The organism is Pseudarthrobacter quantipunctorum, from assembly GCF_045291495.1.
GTDB classification, from domain to species: Bacteria; Actinomycetota; Actinomycetes; order Actinomycetales; family Micrococcaceae; genus Arthrobacter; species Arthrobacter quantipunctorum.
The window spans coordinates 212,381-228,184 of the sequence record NZ_CP148033.1; the positions used below are offsets into that span (position 1 = coordinate 212,381).

The window sequence follows — 15,804 nt, forward strand, 5'->3', positions numbered from 1 at the left end:
CCCGTGGGTGCCCTGCCGCCTGGCTTTCCCACAAACGACGACGGCGAGCGCCGGCACGGGCGCCCCGTGCGCCTCCTCATCGCCGGCGCCGGGGCCAGGGGTGCGGCCTACGCCCGCCTGGCCGTGGCCACCGGTCTGGCCACCGTGGTGGGCCTTGCCGAGCCCCGCGCCGAGCTGCGCGGCCGGCTCGCAAACGAGCTCGGGATACCGGACGGCGGGGTGTTCGACAACTGGCAGGCAATGCTGCAATCCCGGCTGCCGGCCGACGGCATCATCATCGCCACACCGGACCGTGAACACGCAGCTCCCTTCGCGGCAGCCGCAGCCCACGGCTACCCGATCCTCCTGGAGAAGCCCGTCGCCGTCAACCCCTCCGGCTGCGCGGACCTTGACCGCCTCAGCCGTGAAACCGGCACCAGGGCAACGGTCTGCCATGTGCTGCGCTACACCCCGCTGACGGTCCTGCTCAAGCAGATCCTGGCCGGCGGGGCGGTAGGCCGGATCATTTCCGTCCAGCACCTGGAACCTGTTGGCTTCTGGCACTTCGCGCATTCCTACGTCCGCGGAAACTGGCGCCGCGAGGAAAACTCCAGTCCGTTCCTGCTGGCCAAGTGCACGCACGACGTCGACTGGCTTTCCTTCATTATCGGCAGCAGGCCAGTGCGGGTGTCCTCCTTCGGGCGGCTGGCACACTTCCGTCCCGAGGGGGCGCCGGAGGGAGCAGGCCGCCGCTGCACCGACTGCCCGGCTGAGCCGCGCTGCCCGTACTCCGCGCTGAAGATCTACGGCGCCGGCCGGCCACCGAACGGCGGCAGGCCGGACCCCGCACGGGCGTACTTCGCCGACGTCGTGGATCCCGGAGGTACTCCGGAATCATTGCTGCACGCCCTGGCCACCGGCCCCTACGGCCGCTGCGTCTACTTCTCGGACAACGACGTCGTGGACCACCAGGTGGTGAACATCGAATACGAGGACGGCACAACCGCCGCGTTCACCGCCACTGCCTTCACCGCCGCGGGCCCCCGGCGGACCCGTATCTTCGGCAGCCACGGGGAGATCACCATCGAGGCCGGAGCCATCTCCGTCTACGACTTCCTGACCGGAACAACCGCTGTCCACCCTGTTCCGGCCGCCATTGCGCAGGTCCGGGGCGAAAAACACGAGGGCGGCGACCGCGGCCTCATCGCCGCCTGGGTTGCCGCGCTCGCCGGCGGCGACTGGTCCGGGGTGGTGTCCGGGCTGGACGAGTCCCTGGTCAGCCACGCCGCCGTGTTCGCCGCCGAGGAAGCACGCCGGAACAGTGCCGTTGTGGACGTCGGGCGCTTCAGCCTTAGCCAGTGACCTCATCGACGGACACGACGGCCAGGAAGCCGCGGCCCAGGATCTCCGGGGAGCCGCTGTCCGAGCCCACCACGGCGTCGTAGCGGTCCAGGGCCACCGGCCCTGGTCCTTCGGTCCCTGTTGCGGTGCCTGCCTCAGGCCCGTCGGCGGCTGTGGCCTGGCCCTGCAGCAGGACACCCAGCTGGCCGGCGAAAAGGGGATGGGCCCGTTTCTTTGAGAGTTCGATGATGGACGTAAAACCCTTGTACTTCCCCGCCCGGGTGATGACGTTCAGGTTCCGCACGTCTCCTGTGGGAAGGGCGCAGGTGGTGCCGGCTTCGCCGGAAAACCGGAACGCACGGTACTTTTCGAGGGGATGTTCAGCGCCGTCCACGGTGAGCAGCAGGAGCTCGCCCTCGACCACCGTGAGCACCCGTTCCATTCCGGGGAACGGCGAGAAGTCCCCGGCTTTGCTGACCTCGGCGATGCTGATCCGCCAGTCCCACCCGCCGTCGTGTCCTGAGGCGGCGCCGGGTCCGGAGGCGATGCCGGGGTGGCCGGCAATCTGGCGGGTCACCCCGCCGCCGTTGCGCCAGGGTTCGGGTTTGAGGTCGGCAAAGCGGATGATCTCCATTTGCCCAGCCTAGTTGCCCGTCCCACGTGGAGGAGCAGGCAGCAGGTGTCGGCAGCCCCCATCCTTCCCTGCTACTCTCCTCCGGGGGGACAACACGAAAACAGCCTGAAGGAGCCGGGAATGTTCGTCAAAGTGTGTGGTCTCAGCGCGCCAGAATCTGTTCGCGAAGCTGTGGACGCCGGAGCGGATGCGGTGGGTTTCGTCCTCACCGCCAGCCCCCGCGTCGTCTCGCCCTCGCAGGCATCGGCCCTGCTGGCTGAGGTGCCGGAACGGGTTTTGCCGATCGGAGTGTTCCGCGACGAGCCCGTTGTTGACGCCGTTGCCATCGCCCGCGCCGCCGGGCTGGAATGGATCCAGCTGCACGGCACGCGCACCCGCGGGGACGTTGCCACCGTGCACGACGCCGGCATGAAGCTGGTCAGGGCCGTCACCTTGGATGCCACCCCGGAGGAACTGGCGGACTGGGGTGAGGACCTGCTCCTGATCGACGCCGCCGTTCCCGGCTCGGGCGAGGCCTGGGATTACGCCTCCGTGGCCGAACTGCCCGTCCTCCAGGGCCGCAACTGGCTGCTGGCCGGCGGCCTGGATCCGGAGAACGTTGGGACAGCGTCAGCTGCGGCCCACGCCTGGGGAGTGGACGTTTCTTCCGGTGTTGAGGTTTCCCGCGGCGTCAAGGACCTGGCCAAGGTCCGGGCTTTCGTGCAGGCAGCGAAAGCCGAGTCCCGGGTCTAGCCAGCATTCCTCCAGCCTGCGTTTCCGCCATACAGCATTCAAGGGTCCCGGGTTCAGGGGCAGCTCAGGGAAGCCCCTGAGCTGCCCGCAGGAGACTCCGGGGCACAATGGATAGATGAAGACACTGCTCAACATCATCTGGCTTGTTTTTGGCGGGTTCTGGCTCGCGCTGGGTTATTTCGCGGCCGGTGTCATCTGCTGCCTGCTGATCATCACCATCCCTTGGGGCATCGCCTCGTTCCGGATCGCCGCGTACACCCTCTGGCCCTTCGGCCGGACGGTGGTGGACAAGCCGGGCGGCACCGGCGTCTTCCCGCTGCTCGGCAACGTGATCTGGTTGCTGGTGGCGGGCATCTGGATCGCGATCGGGCACGTGGTCACCGCTTTCGCCATGGCAGTGACCATCATTGGCATTCCGCTGGCCATCGCCAACCTGAAGCTCATTCCGGTGTCCCTGATGCCGCTGGGCAAGCAGATCGTGCCCACCAGCCAGCCGTTCGTCTCCACCTACCGGTAGGCGGGAGCTGCCGGCCATTTCGCCTGCCGGCTTGGGCGCCAGCCTCCGGGTAGAGGCCAGCCCGCCGACAGGACCGGTCAGCGGGGACTGAAGGCCCCGTTGACCAGGAGGGCCACGGCGTCGCTGCAGTCCAGTTCGGCGGCGATGTCGACGTCGGCCCCATAACCCCCGCCAGCGAGTTCACGGCCGCTGGAACAGCCGTGGAGCATCTCGCGAAGGCGCGGCTCCGCTGCTTCAAAGGCGGCCATGGCCGCCACCGCCTCCGGCGAATATCCGTGCCGGCCGTCTTCGGGCTCGTAGCCGCCCTTTCCCGCGGCCACCAGGCCGGCGATGAAGGCGCCTGCACCGATCTGGTCTTCCACGGCGGGGCGGAGGCCGCCGCCGGGCCAGCGCTCCCCGGCGGCAACCACCGCGATGACGGCATCCGCTGGGAGGTTCGCGGCCACCCACTCCGCGGTGGCCGCAGCGTTGCGGAGGCTCACTGCGGCGACCAGCGGGACGTCGCCGGCCAGGTCGTGGCACAGCGCGGAACCGTTCGGTGACGGCAGGACCACCCGGTCCAGTGATGCCGCCGCCCGGAGGCTCGAGGGGGAGAGGCTGAGACCGCCCCCATCGCGGGGACCGGCCAGCTGGGCGCCGTGGTGTGCGGCGAAGTCCTCGGCGCCGGTGTCCTTCCAGGGAAAAGGGAAAACCTCCGCGCCCCGGTCCAGGGCAACGCTGACGCACGTGGTGAAGGACAGGACGTCCACCACCACGGCAAGGTCGGCGCCGGACGCTACTGTCCTGCCGCCGTCGAGCCCCCACTCCATCCGGACCGTGGAGGGCAGCTGCCGGTGCGCCGCGCTTGCTGTCACGGTGTGGCGGGGGTTGGAGGGGGATGCGTTCACGCCAGTTCGCCTTTCAAGTTGCGGTGCGCGGCGTCCAGCCACAGCTCCTTTGCCCTGCCGCTGTGGAACAGCGGATCCAGTTCCAGCAGGCGGCGCACGACGGCGGCGCGTCCGGCTGCGAAGTCGGCGTCGCCAATGTGCGCGTAATCCTGGCGGACGGCGGCTACATAGCGCGCGTACTCCCCAGGTTCCCCGCCCAGGACGGAAAGGTCGGCGTCGCAGAGGAGGGCGCCGTCGTCGTCCCCTTGTTCCGGCCGGTGGTCCGAGGTCAGCCGGACAAGCCGACCCACCTCATACGCCTCCTCCTCCGGAAGCCCTGCCGCCAGCAGGCGCTCTTCGGCGAGGCGGGCGGACTCCTCCTCATCCTGGCCGGCCACCCCGCGGTAGACGGCGTCGTGGAACCAAGCCGCCAGCAGGACCGTGCGCGGCGGGTCGGCGGGATCGGTGAGCAGGTCGAGGGATTCGAGGACCGAGAGCAGGTGGGTGCAGCCGTGATAGCGGCGGTGCGGTTCGCTCCAGCGGTCCAGGAGGTCCAGGAAAAGGGCGTCGTGGCCGGGCATGACCGTGTTCCAGCGGTTCAGCAGCGGAACCTTCAACGATTTGTTGCGCCGGCGGGCGGGGATGCGGAGGCCGCTGGCGATCAGCTTGCGGACCAGGATCCGGGCTTCGACGGGAGCAGCACCGGCCGCCACCAGGTCCTCGAAGCGGCGCTCCGGGACGTCGTAGTGGTCACCGTCGAACGCCCGCTCCGGAATGCCGGCCGCAGCTGCAAACACGTGCAGCTCCTCGAGGGACTCATCCGAAACGAGGTGGGAGAAGTGGGTTCCGTGCGCAGGCCACAGCGGCGGGTCGATGAAGATGGCCATGGGGGAAGTCTAGTGGGGCGGTGCTCGCGGCGGAGGTGCGCTCCTGCCCGCTTACGTGCCGGCGGCAGCCGGTTTCCGCACCGGCGCGCCGTCAGATTGGGTGTGTCGGGGCAGGCAACTGGGCGGGAACGCACGCCGGCCTCGAAGGGCAGCGGCCCAACAGCCAGCACCGCGAACACCGCATCCGGAGATGCGGAAACAAACTCCTGCATCTTCCGCAAGTGCGGACTAGAGTTGCCCCATGACTATTATCCGCGTGGCCGAGGCCGCCCGGTTCCTGGGCGTCAGCGACGATACCGTCCGCCGCTGGACGGAGAACGGGAGCCTGACACCACGCAGGGACGACGCCGGCCGGCTGGCGGTGGACGGCCTGGAGCTGGCCCGGCACGCGCAGAAGCTGGCGCAGCTTCCGGACGATCCCCACCGCACGGGCAGCTCCGCCCGCAACCGGTTCGTGGGCCTGGTCACCAGCATCACCGCAGACAAGGTCATGGCCCAGGTGGAACTGCAGTGCGGCCCTTTCCGGGTGGTGTCGCTGATGAGCAGCGAGGCCGTGCGGGAGATGGGGCTGGAGCCCGGCTCTGTGGCCACCGCGGTGGTCAAGGCCACCACGGTCATCATCGAAACGCCGCGGGGCAAGGCGCTGTGACGGGGAAACAAAAACTGACGGCGCTGCTGCTGGCGGTACTGTTGGCCGGCACGCTGGCCGGGTGCACCGGCAGTGGCAGCAGTACGCTCACTGTGTTCGCGGCGGCCTCGCTCAAGGGCAGCTTCACCGAGATCGCCGAACGCTTCGAAGGGGAGAACCCGGGCACCACCGTCACCCTCAGCTTCGCGGGGTCAGCGGACCTGGCCGCCCAGGTCAGCCAGGGGGCGCCGGCGGATGTCTTCGCATCGGCGGATGCCGGCACCATGGAAAAGGTGCAGGAGGCCGGCCTGGTGGACGGCGAACCGCGCGTTTTGGCCACCAACACCCTGGCCATCGCCGTCCCGGCAGGAAACCCGGCCGGCATCAGCTCCTTCGCAGACCTGGGCAGGACCGGAACCAGGCTTGTGGCTTGCGCCAGGCAAGTGCCCTGCGGGGCAGCTGCGGCCAGGGTGGCAGGCAGCACCGGAACCGTCCTCAGCCCGGTCAGCGAGGAAAATTCCGTGACGGACGTCCTGGGCAAGGTCACCTCCGGGGAAGCGGATGCAGGGCTTGTCTACGTCACGGATGTCCGGTCAGCCGGCAGCAGGGTGGAGAGCGTCCCGTTCCCCGAGGCAGCCGCTGCAGTGAACCCCTATCCGGCGGCCGTGCTGGCCGGCAGCGGCAACAAAGCCGCGGCCGCCAAGTTCCTGGAATTCGTAGCCGGACCCGAAGGCCAGGAGGTCCTGGCGTCGGCAGGCTTCGGACCGGGAACCACATAATGCGTAGCGCACCCGTTGGGCACAAGGTGGCTGGCTGGCAGGCCGGCCTGCCTGGGTACACCGGCGTTCCCCGCTGGCTGTATGCGCTTGCAGTCCTGGCGGCCCTGGTGGTGGTCCTCCCGCTCGTGGCGATGGTGGCACGGGTCAACTGGGCCAACTTCATCCCGCTGGTCACCTCCGGTCCAGCCCTGGCAGCGCTGGGCCTGAGCCTCCGCACGGCAGCGGCCAGCACCGCCCTTTGCATCGTGCTTGGGGTTCCGCTTGCGGTGGTCCTGGCCCGCGGCAGGTTTCCGCTGCTGGGGATCCTGCGCGCGCTGGTGCTGCTCCCTTTGGTCCTGCCACCGGTGGTGGGCGGCATCGCCCTCCTGTACACGTTCGGCCGGCAGGGACTCCTGGGCGGGGCGATGGAGGTGCTGGGACTGCAGATCGCGTTTTCAACCACTGCCGTGGTGCTGGCCCAGACATTCGTGGCCCTGCCGTTCCTGGTGGTGAGCCTCGAAGGCGCCCTCCGGACCGGCGGCCAGCGGTATGAGGCGGTGGCGGCGACGCTGGGGGCATCACCCGGAACGGTCTTCCGGCGCGTCACGCTCCCGCTGGTCCTGCCGGGGCTGGCCTCCGGGGCTGTCCTCTCCTTCGCCCGGAGCCTCGGTGAATTCGGTGCCACGCTGACGTTCGCGGGCAGCCTGCAGGGGGTGACCCGGACACTGCCGCTCGAAATCTACCTGCAGCGCGAAACCGACCCGGACGCCGCCGTCGCGCTTTCCCTGGTTCTGGTGGCCGTGGCCATCGCGGTGGTGGCCCTGGCCTACCGGCGCCCGGGCGGGAAGGCGCGAAACCAGCAGGCTTCGGGGGAGCGGCCGACGACGGCTGCCGGCACGGGCGGGGGCGTTCCGTGACGTTCTCGTTCCAGGCAGCCCTGGCCGGGCGCGGTTTCGACGCCGCCCTTTCGCTCGGCCCCACGGAGACGGTGGCCGTGATGGGTCCCAACGGTGCCGGCAAGTCCACCCTGCTCTCGGTCATCGCCGGGCTGGTGAGGCCGGACAGGGGGCAGGCCCAGCTGGACGGCCGGACCCTGTTCCGCCTGGGCGAAGGGCAGCCGCGGTGGGCCGCTCCCCATCGCCGCGGGACCGCGCTGCTGGCCCAGGAGCCGCTGCTCTTTCCGCATCTCACCGCCGCTGAGAACGTGGCCTTCGGGCCGCGGAGCGCGGGGACGCCGAAACGCCAGGCAATGCAGCAGGCGGTGCGGTGGCTCGCCGACGTTGAGGCCGGGGACCTTGCGGACCGCCATCCCGCCGAACTCTCCGGCGGACAGGCGCAGCGCGTGGCGGTGGCCCGTGCGCTCGCCGCGGATCCCGGGCTCCTCCTCCTGGACGAACCGATGGCCGCGCTGGACATCCATTCAGCCCCGCTGCTCCGGCGCCTGCTCAAGCGCGTCCTGGCGGACCGGCCTGCCATCATCATCACCCACGATGTCCTGGACGCCCTGATGCTCGCCGACAGGGTGGTCATCCTGGAAAGCGGCCGGATTGCAGAGGAAGGCCCCACCCGGCAGGTCCTGCAGAAGCCGCGCAGCGCGTTCGCGGCCGGGCTGGCCGGCCTCAATTTTGTGGTGGGAACCTCCGCCGGTGACGGCATCCTGGCCGCCCGCGGGCATATTGCCGGCCACAGCGAGGACCCCGTCCCCGCCGGCCGTCCCGCGGTGGCCGCGTTCCCGCCGTCGGCCGTTTCTGTATTCCTCACAGACGCGCACGGCAGCCCCCGGAACACCTTCGCGGTGGCCATTACGGACCTGGAACCTCATGGAGACCAGATCCGCGTGCGGGGCGGCGGGCTGGCGGCTGACATCACCCCGGCCGCCTTGGCGGACCTCGGGCTGGTCCCGGGGATGACGGTGCACCTTGTGGTCAAGGCCGCAGCAGTGTCCGTCTACCCGCTGTAGGACTGTCCGCTGCGGGGCCAAACCGCCGCCACCCGGAACTAGGGTCTGTCGACTCTGTCGGTCGCCGCCTGGAGCTGTTTCGCTGTAGGCAAACAGTCGTCAGGAACGGCACCAAACCAAAGTTGAGCGTAGTAGACTCAAGTTAATAAAAACTGCCCCCGGAAGGAGCTCTCTTTGGACGTCAAATTCACCACCAAGAGCCAGGAGGCTCTCTCGGCTGCTGCCATGAACGCCTCCACGGCCGGAAACCCGCAGGTTGAGCCGGCCCACCTGCTCAAGGCGCTGATGGACCAGCGTGAAGGCGTCGCCGTGGCGCTGCTCCGCGCCACGGGCGCGGACCCGGACTCCGTCAGCGTGCAGGCGAGCAGCGCCATCAAGGCGCTTCCGGCCACCTCGGGCGGGTCCAGCCAGCAGGCCCAGCTCTCGCGCCCGGCACTGCAGGCCATCCAGAATGCCAAGGAGGAAGCGGACCGGCTGGGCGATACCTTCGTCTCCACCGAGGTCCTCCTCCTGGGGATCTCGGCCGGCAACGATGCCGCGGCCCGCCTGCTGCGCGACGCCGGCGCCTCCCACGAGGCGCTGCTCGCCGCCCTGCCGGGTGTCCGCGGCGACGGCAAGGTCACCAGCCCGGATCCGGAAAACACCTTCCAGTCGCTGGAAAAGTTCGGTACGGACCTGACCGCCATGGCCCGCTCCGGCAAGCTTGATCCCGTGATCGGCCGGGACGCGGAAATCCGAAGGATCGTCCAGGTCCTGAGCCGCCGCACCAAGAACAACCCCGTGATCATCGGCGAGCCCGGCGTCGGCAAGACCGCCGTGGTGGAGGGCCTAGCCCAGCGGATCGTCGCCGGGGACGTGCCGGAGAGCCTGCGCGGCAAGACCCTCATCGCCCTGGACCTGGCATCCATGGTGGCGGGCGCCAAGTACCGCGGCGAATTCGAGGAGCGGCTCAAGGCAGTCCTGGAGGAGATCAAGAACTCCGAGGGCCAGATCGTGACGTTCATCGACGAGATCCACACTGTGGTGGGCGCCGGGGCCACCGGCGACTCATCCATGGACGCCGGCAACATGCTCAAGCCCATGCTGGCCCGCGGCGAGCTGCGGCTGATCGGTGCAACCACCCTGGACGAGTACCGGGAAAACATTGAAAAGGACCCCGCCCTGGAGCGCAGGTTCCAGCAGGTGTACGTGGGCGAGCCGAGCGTGGAGGACACCATCGGCATCCTCCGCGGCCTGAAGGAGCGGTACGAGGCACACCACAAGGTGACCATCGCGGACGCCGCGCTGGTGGCAGCTGCGACGCTCTCCAACCGCTACATTTCCGGCCGCCAGCTTCCGGACAAGGCCATCGACCTGGTGGATGAGGCAGCGTCCCGGCTCCGCATGGAAATCGACTCGGCGCCCGAGGAAATCGACCAGCTGCAGCGGCTGGTGGACCGGCTCACCATGGAGGAGCTGGCCCTCCAGGACGAAAAGGACGCCGCGTCCGTTGAACGGCTGGCGGCGCTCCGGGCGGACAAGGCCGACAAGGAAGAGGAGCTGAACGCCCTCAAGGCCCGCTGGGAGGCCGAAAAGGCGGGACTGAACCGCGTGGGCGACCTCAAGGCAAAGCTGGATGAACTGCGCAGCGCCTACGACAAGGCCGCCCGCGAAGGCGACCTGGAAACAGCCTCCCGCATCCTCTACGGCGAGATTCCCGCCCTGGAGCGCGAGCTGAACGCTGCCGCGGAGGCCGAAGCCGCCGTCGTGGACAAATCCACGCAGATGGTTGCCGAACAGGTGACCGCTGACGACATCGCCGAGGTCATCTCCGCCTGGACCGGCATTCCGGCCGGGCGCATGCTGCAGGGCGAGAGCCAGAAGCTGCTCCACATGGAGGAGGAACTGGGCAGGCGGCTGATCGGCCAGGCGAAGGCCGTCACGGCAGTCTCGGACGCCGTCCGGCGCGCACGGGCAGGTATCAGCGACCCCAACCGCCCCACCGGATCATTCCTCTTCCTGGGGCCCACCGGCGTCGGTAAGACCGAGCTGGCCAAGGCGCTGGCGGACTTCCTGTTCGACGACGAACGCGCCATGGTGCGCATCGACATGTCCGAGTACGGCGAGAAGCACTCCGTGGCCCGGCTGGTGGGTGCGCCTCCGGGGTACGTAGGGTACGAGGAAGGCGGCCAGCTCACCGAAGCCGTCCGCCGTCGACCCTACTCGGTGGTGCTGCTGGACGAGGTGGAGAAGGCCCACCCGGAAGTCTTCGACATCCTCCTGCAGGTGCTCGACGACGGCCGGCTCACCGACGGGCAGGGCCGCACCGTGGACTTCCGCAACGTGATCCTGGTGCTGACCTCCAACCTGGGCAGCCAGTTCCTGGTGGACCAGACCCTGGAGGCGGACGCCAAGCGCAACGCCGTCATGGCTACCGTCAACGCATCCTTCAAGCCGGAGTTCCTGAACCGGCTGGACGAGGTGGTGCTGTTCGACGCACTCACCGTCGAAGAGCTGGCGCATATCGTGGAGCTGCACGTGGACGAACTGGGCCGCCGCCTCCACGACCGCCGCCTGACGCTCGAGGTGACGGAGGGTGCGCGGGCCTGGCTCGCCCTCTCCGGGTTCGATCCCGCTTACGGTGCCCGGCCGCTGCGCCGCCTGGTGCAGCGCGAGATCGGCGACCGCCTGGCGAAGGCCATCCTGGCCGGCGAAATCAGCGACGGCGACACGGTGCTGGTGGACACGGCAGCGGACGTTGGGGAACTCACCGCAGCCGGAACCGACCTGCCGGCCGCGGAAGGGCGCAGCAGCGGCCTCTCCGTCCGCCGCAAGGACTAAGGAGGCCGGAAGGACAGGAAGGCAGGGGTGCTGCCCTGGCGGTTTGGCCGCTAGGGCAGCACGCTTGCGTTGACCACGTTGCCGCCCGGTGCCGTCACGTAGCAGTCCACCCTGCGGTCTCCGGATTCCCAGCTGGTGGTGCTCGGGAAGCTGCGCTCGTAGTTGAGGTCGTAGTCGTTGGCGGCCGGTCCCAGCCTGGCGGCCTGGCACGCTTCGAGCGCCTTGGCCTTCAACGCCTCGGCGCCGGGATACGAATCATCCTCCGGGTACCGGAATAACGCCACGAGCTGGGCCGAGTGCCCGGTGTCGCATGCCACTACGGTGGATGCGAGTGCCTCGGGATCGAAATCCTTGAAGCAGTCGCCGAGCGCGAATTCTGCGGGCGGAACTCCCTCCCGCGGCAGCGGCAGCGCCGTGGCGGGAGGCGTCACCGCGGTTTCCAGCACGCCCGTAGCGCCGCTCCCGGAAGTTTCCGGATCCTGGTTGGAGTTCAGCCAGAGGGCAAGCCACACCAGGGAGCCGATGACCGCCAGCAGCACAACGACGAATACTGCTATCCACAGCGTCCGCCCGTTGACCCTCCCGGAGCGCCCCTCAGTTCCGGCCTGCGGTTCCATGCGGGGGTGCAGGACCGGTTCGGCTGCGGGTGCAGGCACGCGCGGCAGGCCAGCCGTGGGCGGCGAGGCCGGCTTGGGCGGGACGTCCTGGTGGTTCACGTGGTGCATCCTCCTGGTTCTCTGCGCAGCGGCGGGACAGCCCGCTGCCCGGATATCAACAGATGTTTTAGCGACTCTACCGAAGAAAAAAGCGGGAAACCCGCGGTTTGGCGCCCTGATGGTAACCCACGCCCCCTTCGGGGGGCGCTTGTGGCAAGCGGGGGCAGTCGAAAGCATGTAATCTAGGTGTACGACAAATTGACCAAACATTCCGGGGCCTCACCTACGCCAAGGTGACCACCTCCGGTCCAAGTACAAAAGGGGGTCACGCCATGGGGCGCGGCCGTCAAAAGGCAAAAGCTACCAAGCAGGCTCGGGACATCAAGTACTACTCCCCGAACACTGACTACTCGGCACTTCAGCGTGAGCTGACGGGCCCTGGCAGTCGTGCCACGAGCCATTATGCGAATGAGCCAGTCGAACCTGACTATTCGGCTTATGTGGATAAGTACGCGGATGATTTGGAAGAAGACGACGACGAGGTAGACACCCGTCGGATCGGCTAGTTGTCGCAAGGTGCTGCTGCCGTAACGGGGCAGCCCTGGTGACGCCGCAGCACCAGTGGACCCAGTACATGGATCCTGGTCTTTAGGCCAGTGCAGCGCTTCTTTTCGGCTCCCCGGTCCCGTTGGACCGCAGGGGCTGACTTCAGTTATTGGGCCCGCTGCCCGCACCGGAAACGGAGCAGGCAGCGGGCTTTCTGCTGCTATTTCGCGGCAACGCCATCCGCACGCGGCCGGGCAGGCCTGACATCCGAGCCGGCACCGGCCAGGCTCACGGCGAGCACTGAGGCGAGGACCAGCGCTGACGCCGGAGCCAGCACAGCCCACGGTGCCCGCTCGACGTAATTGATGCCTTCGGCCAGGATCAGTCCCCACTCCGGTGACGGCTGCTGGGGACCCAGGCCCAGGAAACCCAGCGCGGCCAGGGCGAGCGCGATGCCCGGCAGTCGGAGCATTGCGTGGCGCACCAGTGGTTGCGCAACGGCCGGCAGGATGTACCGCAGCATAATCCGGGCACGTCCCACCCCGAGCACCGGCAGGATCTGCACATACGGCTGTGCCCTGGCCTCCTGCGCCAGCGCTGCCGTATGGGCCGCCAGCGGAGCCCAGCTGACGGCCGCGACGGCAAGGGCAGCCCCGTGTGCTGAAGGGCCGATGAGCGCTGCCACCACCAGGCCGGCCAGGATGGGCGGCGCGGCATTGGTGACCTCCAGGGGGCCGGCGGCAGCAAGCGGGAACAGCCCGACTGCGATCCCCACTGCCAGGCACACCAGGACCACCAGGAGCGCGGTACCCAAGGTTCCCACCGCACCGTGCCCTACCCGTGCCAGCAAATCTCGTCCGCTTGCATCGGCTCCAAAGGGAAGCGACCACCCGGGTACTGCCAGCCTGCTGTGGGCGGAGGTGTAGGGATCTCGCAGCAGTCCCGCCCCGATGATCAGCAGCAGGGCGGTGGCGGCCGCGGCTGGCACAGCCAGCGCTCTTCGGTTCCGTGCGCGGGAGGGCGCAGGCAGGGGGAGCGTGCCAAAGCGGACGGCGGGTCCCAGCAACAGGTAACGCAATGCTGTGGATACTGTCCCCACCGCCAGCGCCAAGCCCATCAGCGCCAGCATGCCTGCCTGCAGGGTGGGAATGTCCTGGGCGCTGGCAGCACCAAGCAGGGCGCGGCCCAGCCCGGGTATGGCATAGACCTTTTCCACGGCCACCGCGCCGCCGGTCAGGCCGATCAGGACCAGCCCGATCTGCGGCAGGACCGCCGGCAGCGAACGCCGGAGGACGGCGGCAGTAAGGCGGGCAGGACCGGCACCGGCGAGCCGCCAGGTTGCCACCCAGCTTTCGCTGAACCCTGCGCGAAGGGCATCGGAGAGCAGCAGGCCTATCAGGCCTCCGGCGGGAATGCCGAGCGCGAGTGCCGGCAGCACGGCATATTCCGGGCCCTTCCACCCGAAGGGCGGGAACCACTGGAGCCAGATGCTCCCCGCCACCAGCAGCACGGCTGCGAGCAGGAACTCGGGAAGCGAGGTGAGGGCAGCAGAGAATGCTCCGGATGCCGGCCTGCGCCGCTGGCGTATACCGTCCGTGACGGCGGGGATGCACGTCAGCAGGGTAATCAGCACTGCAACGGCGATGGCAAAACCCATCAGCGTGACTGAGACGGCCAAGGCTGCCGCGATACCCGGGCCCACAGCGGTGTTGCTGATCCAGGACGTCCCCAGGTCGCCGGAGAAAACGCCGCGGGCCCACGCAGACAGGATCGCCACCGGGCCCTGGTCCAGGCCGAGTTCGGCGCGGACGGCAGCCAGTGCCTCAGGGGTGGGCTCCCGGTCCGAGTACCGGGCGCGAAGGATGGTGTATTCAGCCCCGCGCCCGGAGAGCCACGGCAGCAGGCCGATCAGGCCCACCAGCCCCAGCAGGGCAGCAATCCGGGACGCGGTGACCTTGATGAAGGCGGCGGGCATTACTTCGGGGAATCGCCGGTGAGGCCTGTTCCGCTGGAGATCAGCGCGCGTTCGCGCGGATCCCGCTCCACGCCGCGGATCCGGCTGGACTCCCCTTGGATGACACGCTCGTGGAGCAGCGGGATTGCGGCGTCGCGGGCCAGGATGAGGCTCTCTGCTGCTGCAATGGCTGAGCGGCGTTCCGGTCCTGCGGGGATCCCCGCAGCCTTCGCCAATGCCTCGTCAACTGCCGGATCGCAGAACTGCGAGATGTTGAACGAGCCGGCGCAGGAGAAGTCGCTGTACAGATAGGCCACGGGGTCACCGGAATCAAGGACGGTGGCGCGCGAGAGGATAAACGCGTCGAAGGCGCCCGCCAGGGCATCCGACTCAATGTGCTGGTACTCGCGGACATCCTGTTCCACGGTGAAGCCGGCAGCCTCCAGCTGCTGCTCCAGCTGGACGGCTACTTCCGGGAGTTCGGCGCGGTCCGTGAAGGTGCCGAGCCGGATGGGGGTCCCCTTCACTGCGGTGGCGGCAACCCTGCCGGCCAGCGCCTCCACGTAAGAGTCACTGGTGCGTTCCCCGGCTGCCCAGGGCAGCGCAGGCCCAAGGAGCCCAGACGCCTGGTCCGCACGTCCCTCATAGACCCTGTCCACGATTGTGCCGGCGTCGATGGCGCTGCGTGCCGCGGCACGGACGGCGGGGTCGGCGAAGGGGCCTGACTTGGTGTTGAGGTACAGGGTGTTGGTCCGCGGCATGGGAACCTCATGCACCAGGGCAGGGTCGATCTGGGCCACCTGTCCCACCGGGATGGCCTCGACGACGTCGGCGCTTCCGGTCCGGAGCGCCGCAGCCCGCGCGGTGCCATCCGGAACGAACTGGACATCCACGCCCGGCGCCTCTGCCCTCTCGCCCCAGTAGTCGTCGAAGCGGTCCAGCCGCGCCGAGGAGGTCCCGTTCACCGACACCAGGCGGTAGGGGCCGGTTCCGGCGTTCACCGGATCAACGACGCCGCCCTCCTTGTACGCCGCGGCGGCAAAGACCGCCAGCTGCGGGCTGGAGAGGCGCTGGGGGAGCAGCGGATCGGGCGTTGCCGTCCTGGCGATCACGGCGTCGTTGCCATCGGTCTCGACGGTGAGTTCCACGCCGTCGAGGATCCTCGGTTTGGGGCTGGCCTGGGTTGCGGCCGTGATGGACGCGGCCACCTCCGCCGGGGTCAGGTTCGTGCCGTCGTGGAAGCTGACGCCCTGCCGGACGGTGAACCTCCAGGCTGTCCCGTCCACTTGTTCCCACCCGGTAGCCAGCGCCGGCTGGGCCTCGCCCAGATCATCAAGGACCACCAGTGTCTCGGCGGTCTTCCAGCGCGCGTGCTTGAAGGCATCATCGCTCAGCGGCGTCAGGCCGGACCGGGGCGGCTGCATCATGGCCAGCTGGATCCGGGCAGACTCTGTGCCGGACGCGGCCGCCTGGCCGGTTCCGGCCGCGAAACATCCGGTCAGGCTTGTTGCCAGCAGCATGGCGGA

At 68.9% G+C, this 15,804-nt stretch carries 15 protein-coding genes; 9 read left to right on the forward strand and 6 right to left on the reverse strand.

What is annotated here, in order from left to right; genetic code table 11:
• The first annotated feature begins 3 nt into the window (after nucleotides 1–3).
• Nucleotides 4–1,341: a Gfo/Idh/MocA family protein gene (locus WHH00_RS00945; protein WP_406635715.1), complete on the forward strand. Its 1,338-nt coding sequence runs from the start codon at nucleotides 4–6 to the stop codon at nucleotides 1,339–1,341.
• On the opposite strand, the gene WHH00_RS00950 is transcribed toward WHH00_RS00945, so the two are convergent.
• Nucleotides 1,331–1,954, reverse strand: a complete 624-nt coding sequence (locus WHH00_RS00950; protein ID WP_406635717.1) for a HutD family protein — start codon at nucleotides 1,952–1,954, stop codon at nucleotides 1,331–1,333. The two genes, WHH00_RS00945 and WHH00_RS00950, sit on opposite strands and share 11 nt — an antisense overlap.
• A gap of 120 nt (nucleotides 1,955–2,074) precedes the next feature.
• Between WHH00_RS00950 and WHH00_RS00955 the strand changes: the two genes are divergently transcribed.
• Entirely contained in the window at nucleotides 2,075–2,686 is a 612-nt protein-coding gene (locus tag WHH00_RS00955) for a phosphoribosylanthranilate isomerase (protein WP_406635719.1), read from the forward strand.
• A 115-nt stretch (nucleotides 2,687–2,801) separates the two neighbouring features.
• Nucleotides 2,802–3,203 (forward strand): YccF domain-containing protein, encoded by a 402-nt coding sequence (locus WHH00_RS00960; RefSeq protein WP_231453828.1) that lies wholly within the window; start codon nucleotides 2,802–2,804, stop codon nucleotides 3,201–3,203.
• A 77-nt stretch (nucleotides 3,204–3,280) separates the two neighbouring features.
• On the opposite strand, the gene WHH00_RS00965 is transcribed toward WHH00_RS00960, so the two are convergent.
• Entirely contained in the window at nucleotides 3,281–4,090 is an 810-nt protein-coding gene (locus WHH00_RS00965; protein ID WP_406635721.1) for a 2-phosphosulfolactate phosphatase, read from the reverse strand.
• Nucleotides 4,087–4,956 carry a DUF4031 domain-containing protein gene (locus tag WHH00_RS00970; RefSeq protein WP_406635723.1) on the reverse strand — a complete coding sequence of 290 codons (870 nt, stop codon included), beginning with the start codon at nucleotides 4,954–4,956 and terminating at the stop codon, nucleotides 4,087–4,089. Before WHH00_RS00970 ends, WHH00_RS00965 begins: the two co-directional genes overlap by 4 nt.
• Before the next feature lie 241 nt (nucleotides 4,957–5,197).
• Between WHH00_RS00970 and WHH00_RS00975 the strand changes: the two genes are divergently transcribed.
• From WHH00_RS00975 to clpB, 5 genes are all read left to right on the forward strand, one after another.
• Entirely contained in the window at nucleotides 5,198–5,605 is a 408-nt protein-coding gene (locus tag WHH00_RS00975; protein ID WP_231453825.1) for a molybdopterin-binding protein, read from the forward strand.
• Nucleotides 5,602–6,363, forward strand: coding sequence for a molybdate ABC transporter substrate-binding protein (modA, locus tag WHH00_RS00980; protein WP_406635724.1), 762 nt, complete (start codon nucleotides 5,602–5,604; stop codon nucleotides 6,361–6,363). Before WHH00_RS00975 ends, modA begins: the two co-directional genes overlap by 4 nt.
• Nucleotides 6,363–7,259 carry an ABC transporter permease gene (locus WHH00_RS00985; RefSeq protein ID WP_406635726.1) on the forward strand — a complete coding sequence of 299 codons (897 nt, stop codon included), beginning with the start codon at nucleotides 6,363–6,365 and terminating at the stop codon, nucleotides 7,257–7,259. The genes modA and WHH00_RS00985 overlap by 1 nt, the downstream gene beginning before the upstream one ends.
• The gene (locus WHH00_RS00990) at nucleotides 7,256–8,302 is read left to right on the forward strand and encodes a sulfate/molybdate ABC transporter ATP-binding protein (RefSeq protein WP_406635728.1); all 1,047 of its coding nucleotides are present in this window, start codon (nucleotides 7,256–7,258) and stop codon (nucleotides 8,300–8,302) included. The genes WHH00_RS00985 and WHH00_RS00990 overlap by 4 nt, the downstream gene beginning before the upstream one ends.
• Nucleotides 8,303–8,476: 174 nt before the next feature.
• Nucleotides 8,477–11,122, forward strand: coding sequence for an ATP-dependent chaperone ClpB (clpB, locus tag WHH00_RS00995; protein WP_406635730.1), 2,646 nt, complete (start codon nucleotides 8,477–8,479; stop codon nucleotides 11,120–11,122).
• Between the two features lie 50 nt (nucleotides 11,123–11,172).
• On the opposite strand, the gene WHH00_RS01000 is transcribed toward clpB, so the two are convergent.
• Entirely contained in the window at nucleotides 11,173–11,838 is a 666-nt protein-coding gene (locus WHH00_RS01000; protein WP_406635732.1) for a septum formation family protein, read from the reverse strand.
• Nucleotides 11,839–12,110: 272 nt separating this feature from the next.
• On the opposite strand from WHH00_RS01000, the gene WHH00_RS01005 reads away from it, so the two are divergent.
• Nucleotides 12,111–12,344 carry a DUF3073 domain-containing protein gene (locus tag WHH00_RS01005; RefSeq protein ID WP_050053419.1) on the forward strand — a complete coding sequence of 78 codons (234 nt, stop codon included), beginning with the start codon at nucleotides 12,111–12,113 and terminating at the stop codon, nucleotides 12,342–12,344.
• 200 nt (nucleotides 12,345–12,544) lie between these two features.
• Here the strand turns inward: WHH00_RS01005 and WHH00_RS01010 are convergent, their stop codons facing one another.
• Both WHH00_RS01010 and WHH00_RS01015 read right to left on the reverse strand, forming a co-directional pair.
• Nucleotides 12,545–14,299, reverse strand: coding sequence for an ABC transporter permease subunit (locus WHH00_RS01010; RefSeq protein WP_406635734.1), 1,755 nt, complete (start codon nucleotides 14,297–14,299; stop codon nucleotides 12,545–12,547).
• Entirely contained in the window at nucleotides 14,299–15,798 is a 1,500-nt protein-coding gene (locus WHH00_RS01015; RefSeq protein WP_406638457.1) for an ABC transporter substrate-binding protein, read from the reverse strand. The genes WHH00_RS01010 and WHH00_RS01015 overlap by 1 nt, the downstream gene beginning before the upstream one ends.
• Between the last annotated feature and the right edge of the window lie 6 nt (nucleotides 15,799–15,804).

What these genes read in the sequence shown, in the direction of transcription:
- WHH00_RS01015 (WP_406638457.1), bottom strand. Translation starts at nt 15,798, where the DNA reads ATGCTGCTGGCAACAAGCCTGACCGGATGTTTCGCGGCCGGAACCGGC.
- WHH00_RS01005 (WP_050053419.1), top strand. Translation starts at nt 12,111, where the DNA reads ATGGGGCGCGGCCGTCAAAAGGCAAAAGCTACCAAGCAGGCTCGGGAC.
- WHH00_RS00955 (WP_406635719.1), top strand. Translation starts at nt 2,075, where the DNA reads ATGTTCGTCAAAGTGTGTGGTCTCAGCGCGCCAGAATCTGTTCGCGAA.
- WHH00_RS00960 (WP_231453828.1), top strand. Translation starts at nt 2,802, where the DNA reads ATGAAGACACTGCTCAACATCATCTGGCTTGTTTTTGGCGGGTTCTGG.
- WHH00_RS00975 (WP_231453825.1), top strand. Translation starts at nt 5,198, where the DNA reads ATGACTATTATCCGCGTGGCCGAGGCCGCCCGGTTCCTGGGCGTCAGC.
- WHH00_RS00970 (WP_406635723.1), bottom strand. Translation starts at nt 4,956, where the DNA reads ATGGCCATCTTCATCGACCCGCCGCTGTGGCCTGCGCACGGAACCCAC.
- WHH00_RS01010 (WP_406635734.1), bottom strand. Translation starts at nt 14,299, where the DNA reads ATGCCCGCCGCCTTCATCAAGGTCACCGCGTCCCGGATTGCTGCCCTG.
- WHH00_RS00985 (WP_406635726.1), top strand. Translation starts at nt 6,363, where the DNA reads ATGCGTAGCGCACCCGTTGGGCACAAGGTGGCTGGCTGGCAGGCCGGC.
- WHH00_RS00950 (WP_406635717.1), bottom strand. Translation starts at nt 1,954, where the DNA reads ATGGAGATCATCCGCTTTGCCGACCTCAAACCCGAACCCTGGCGCAAC.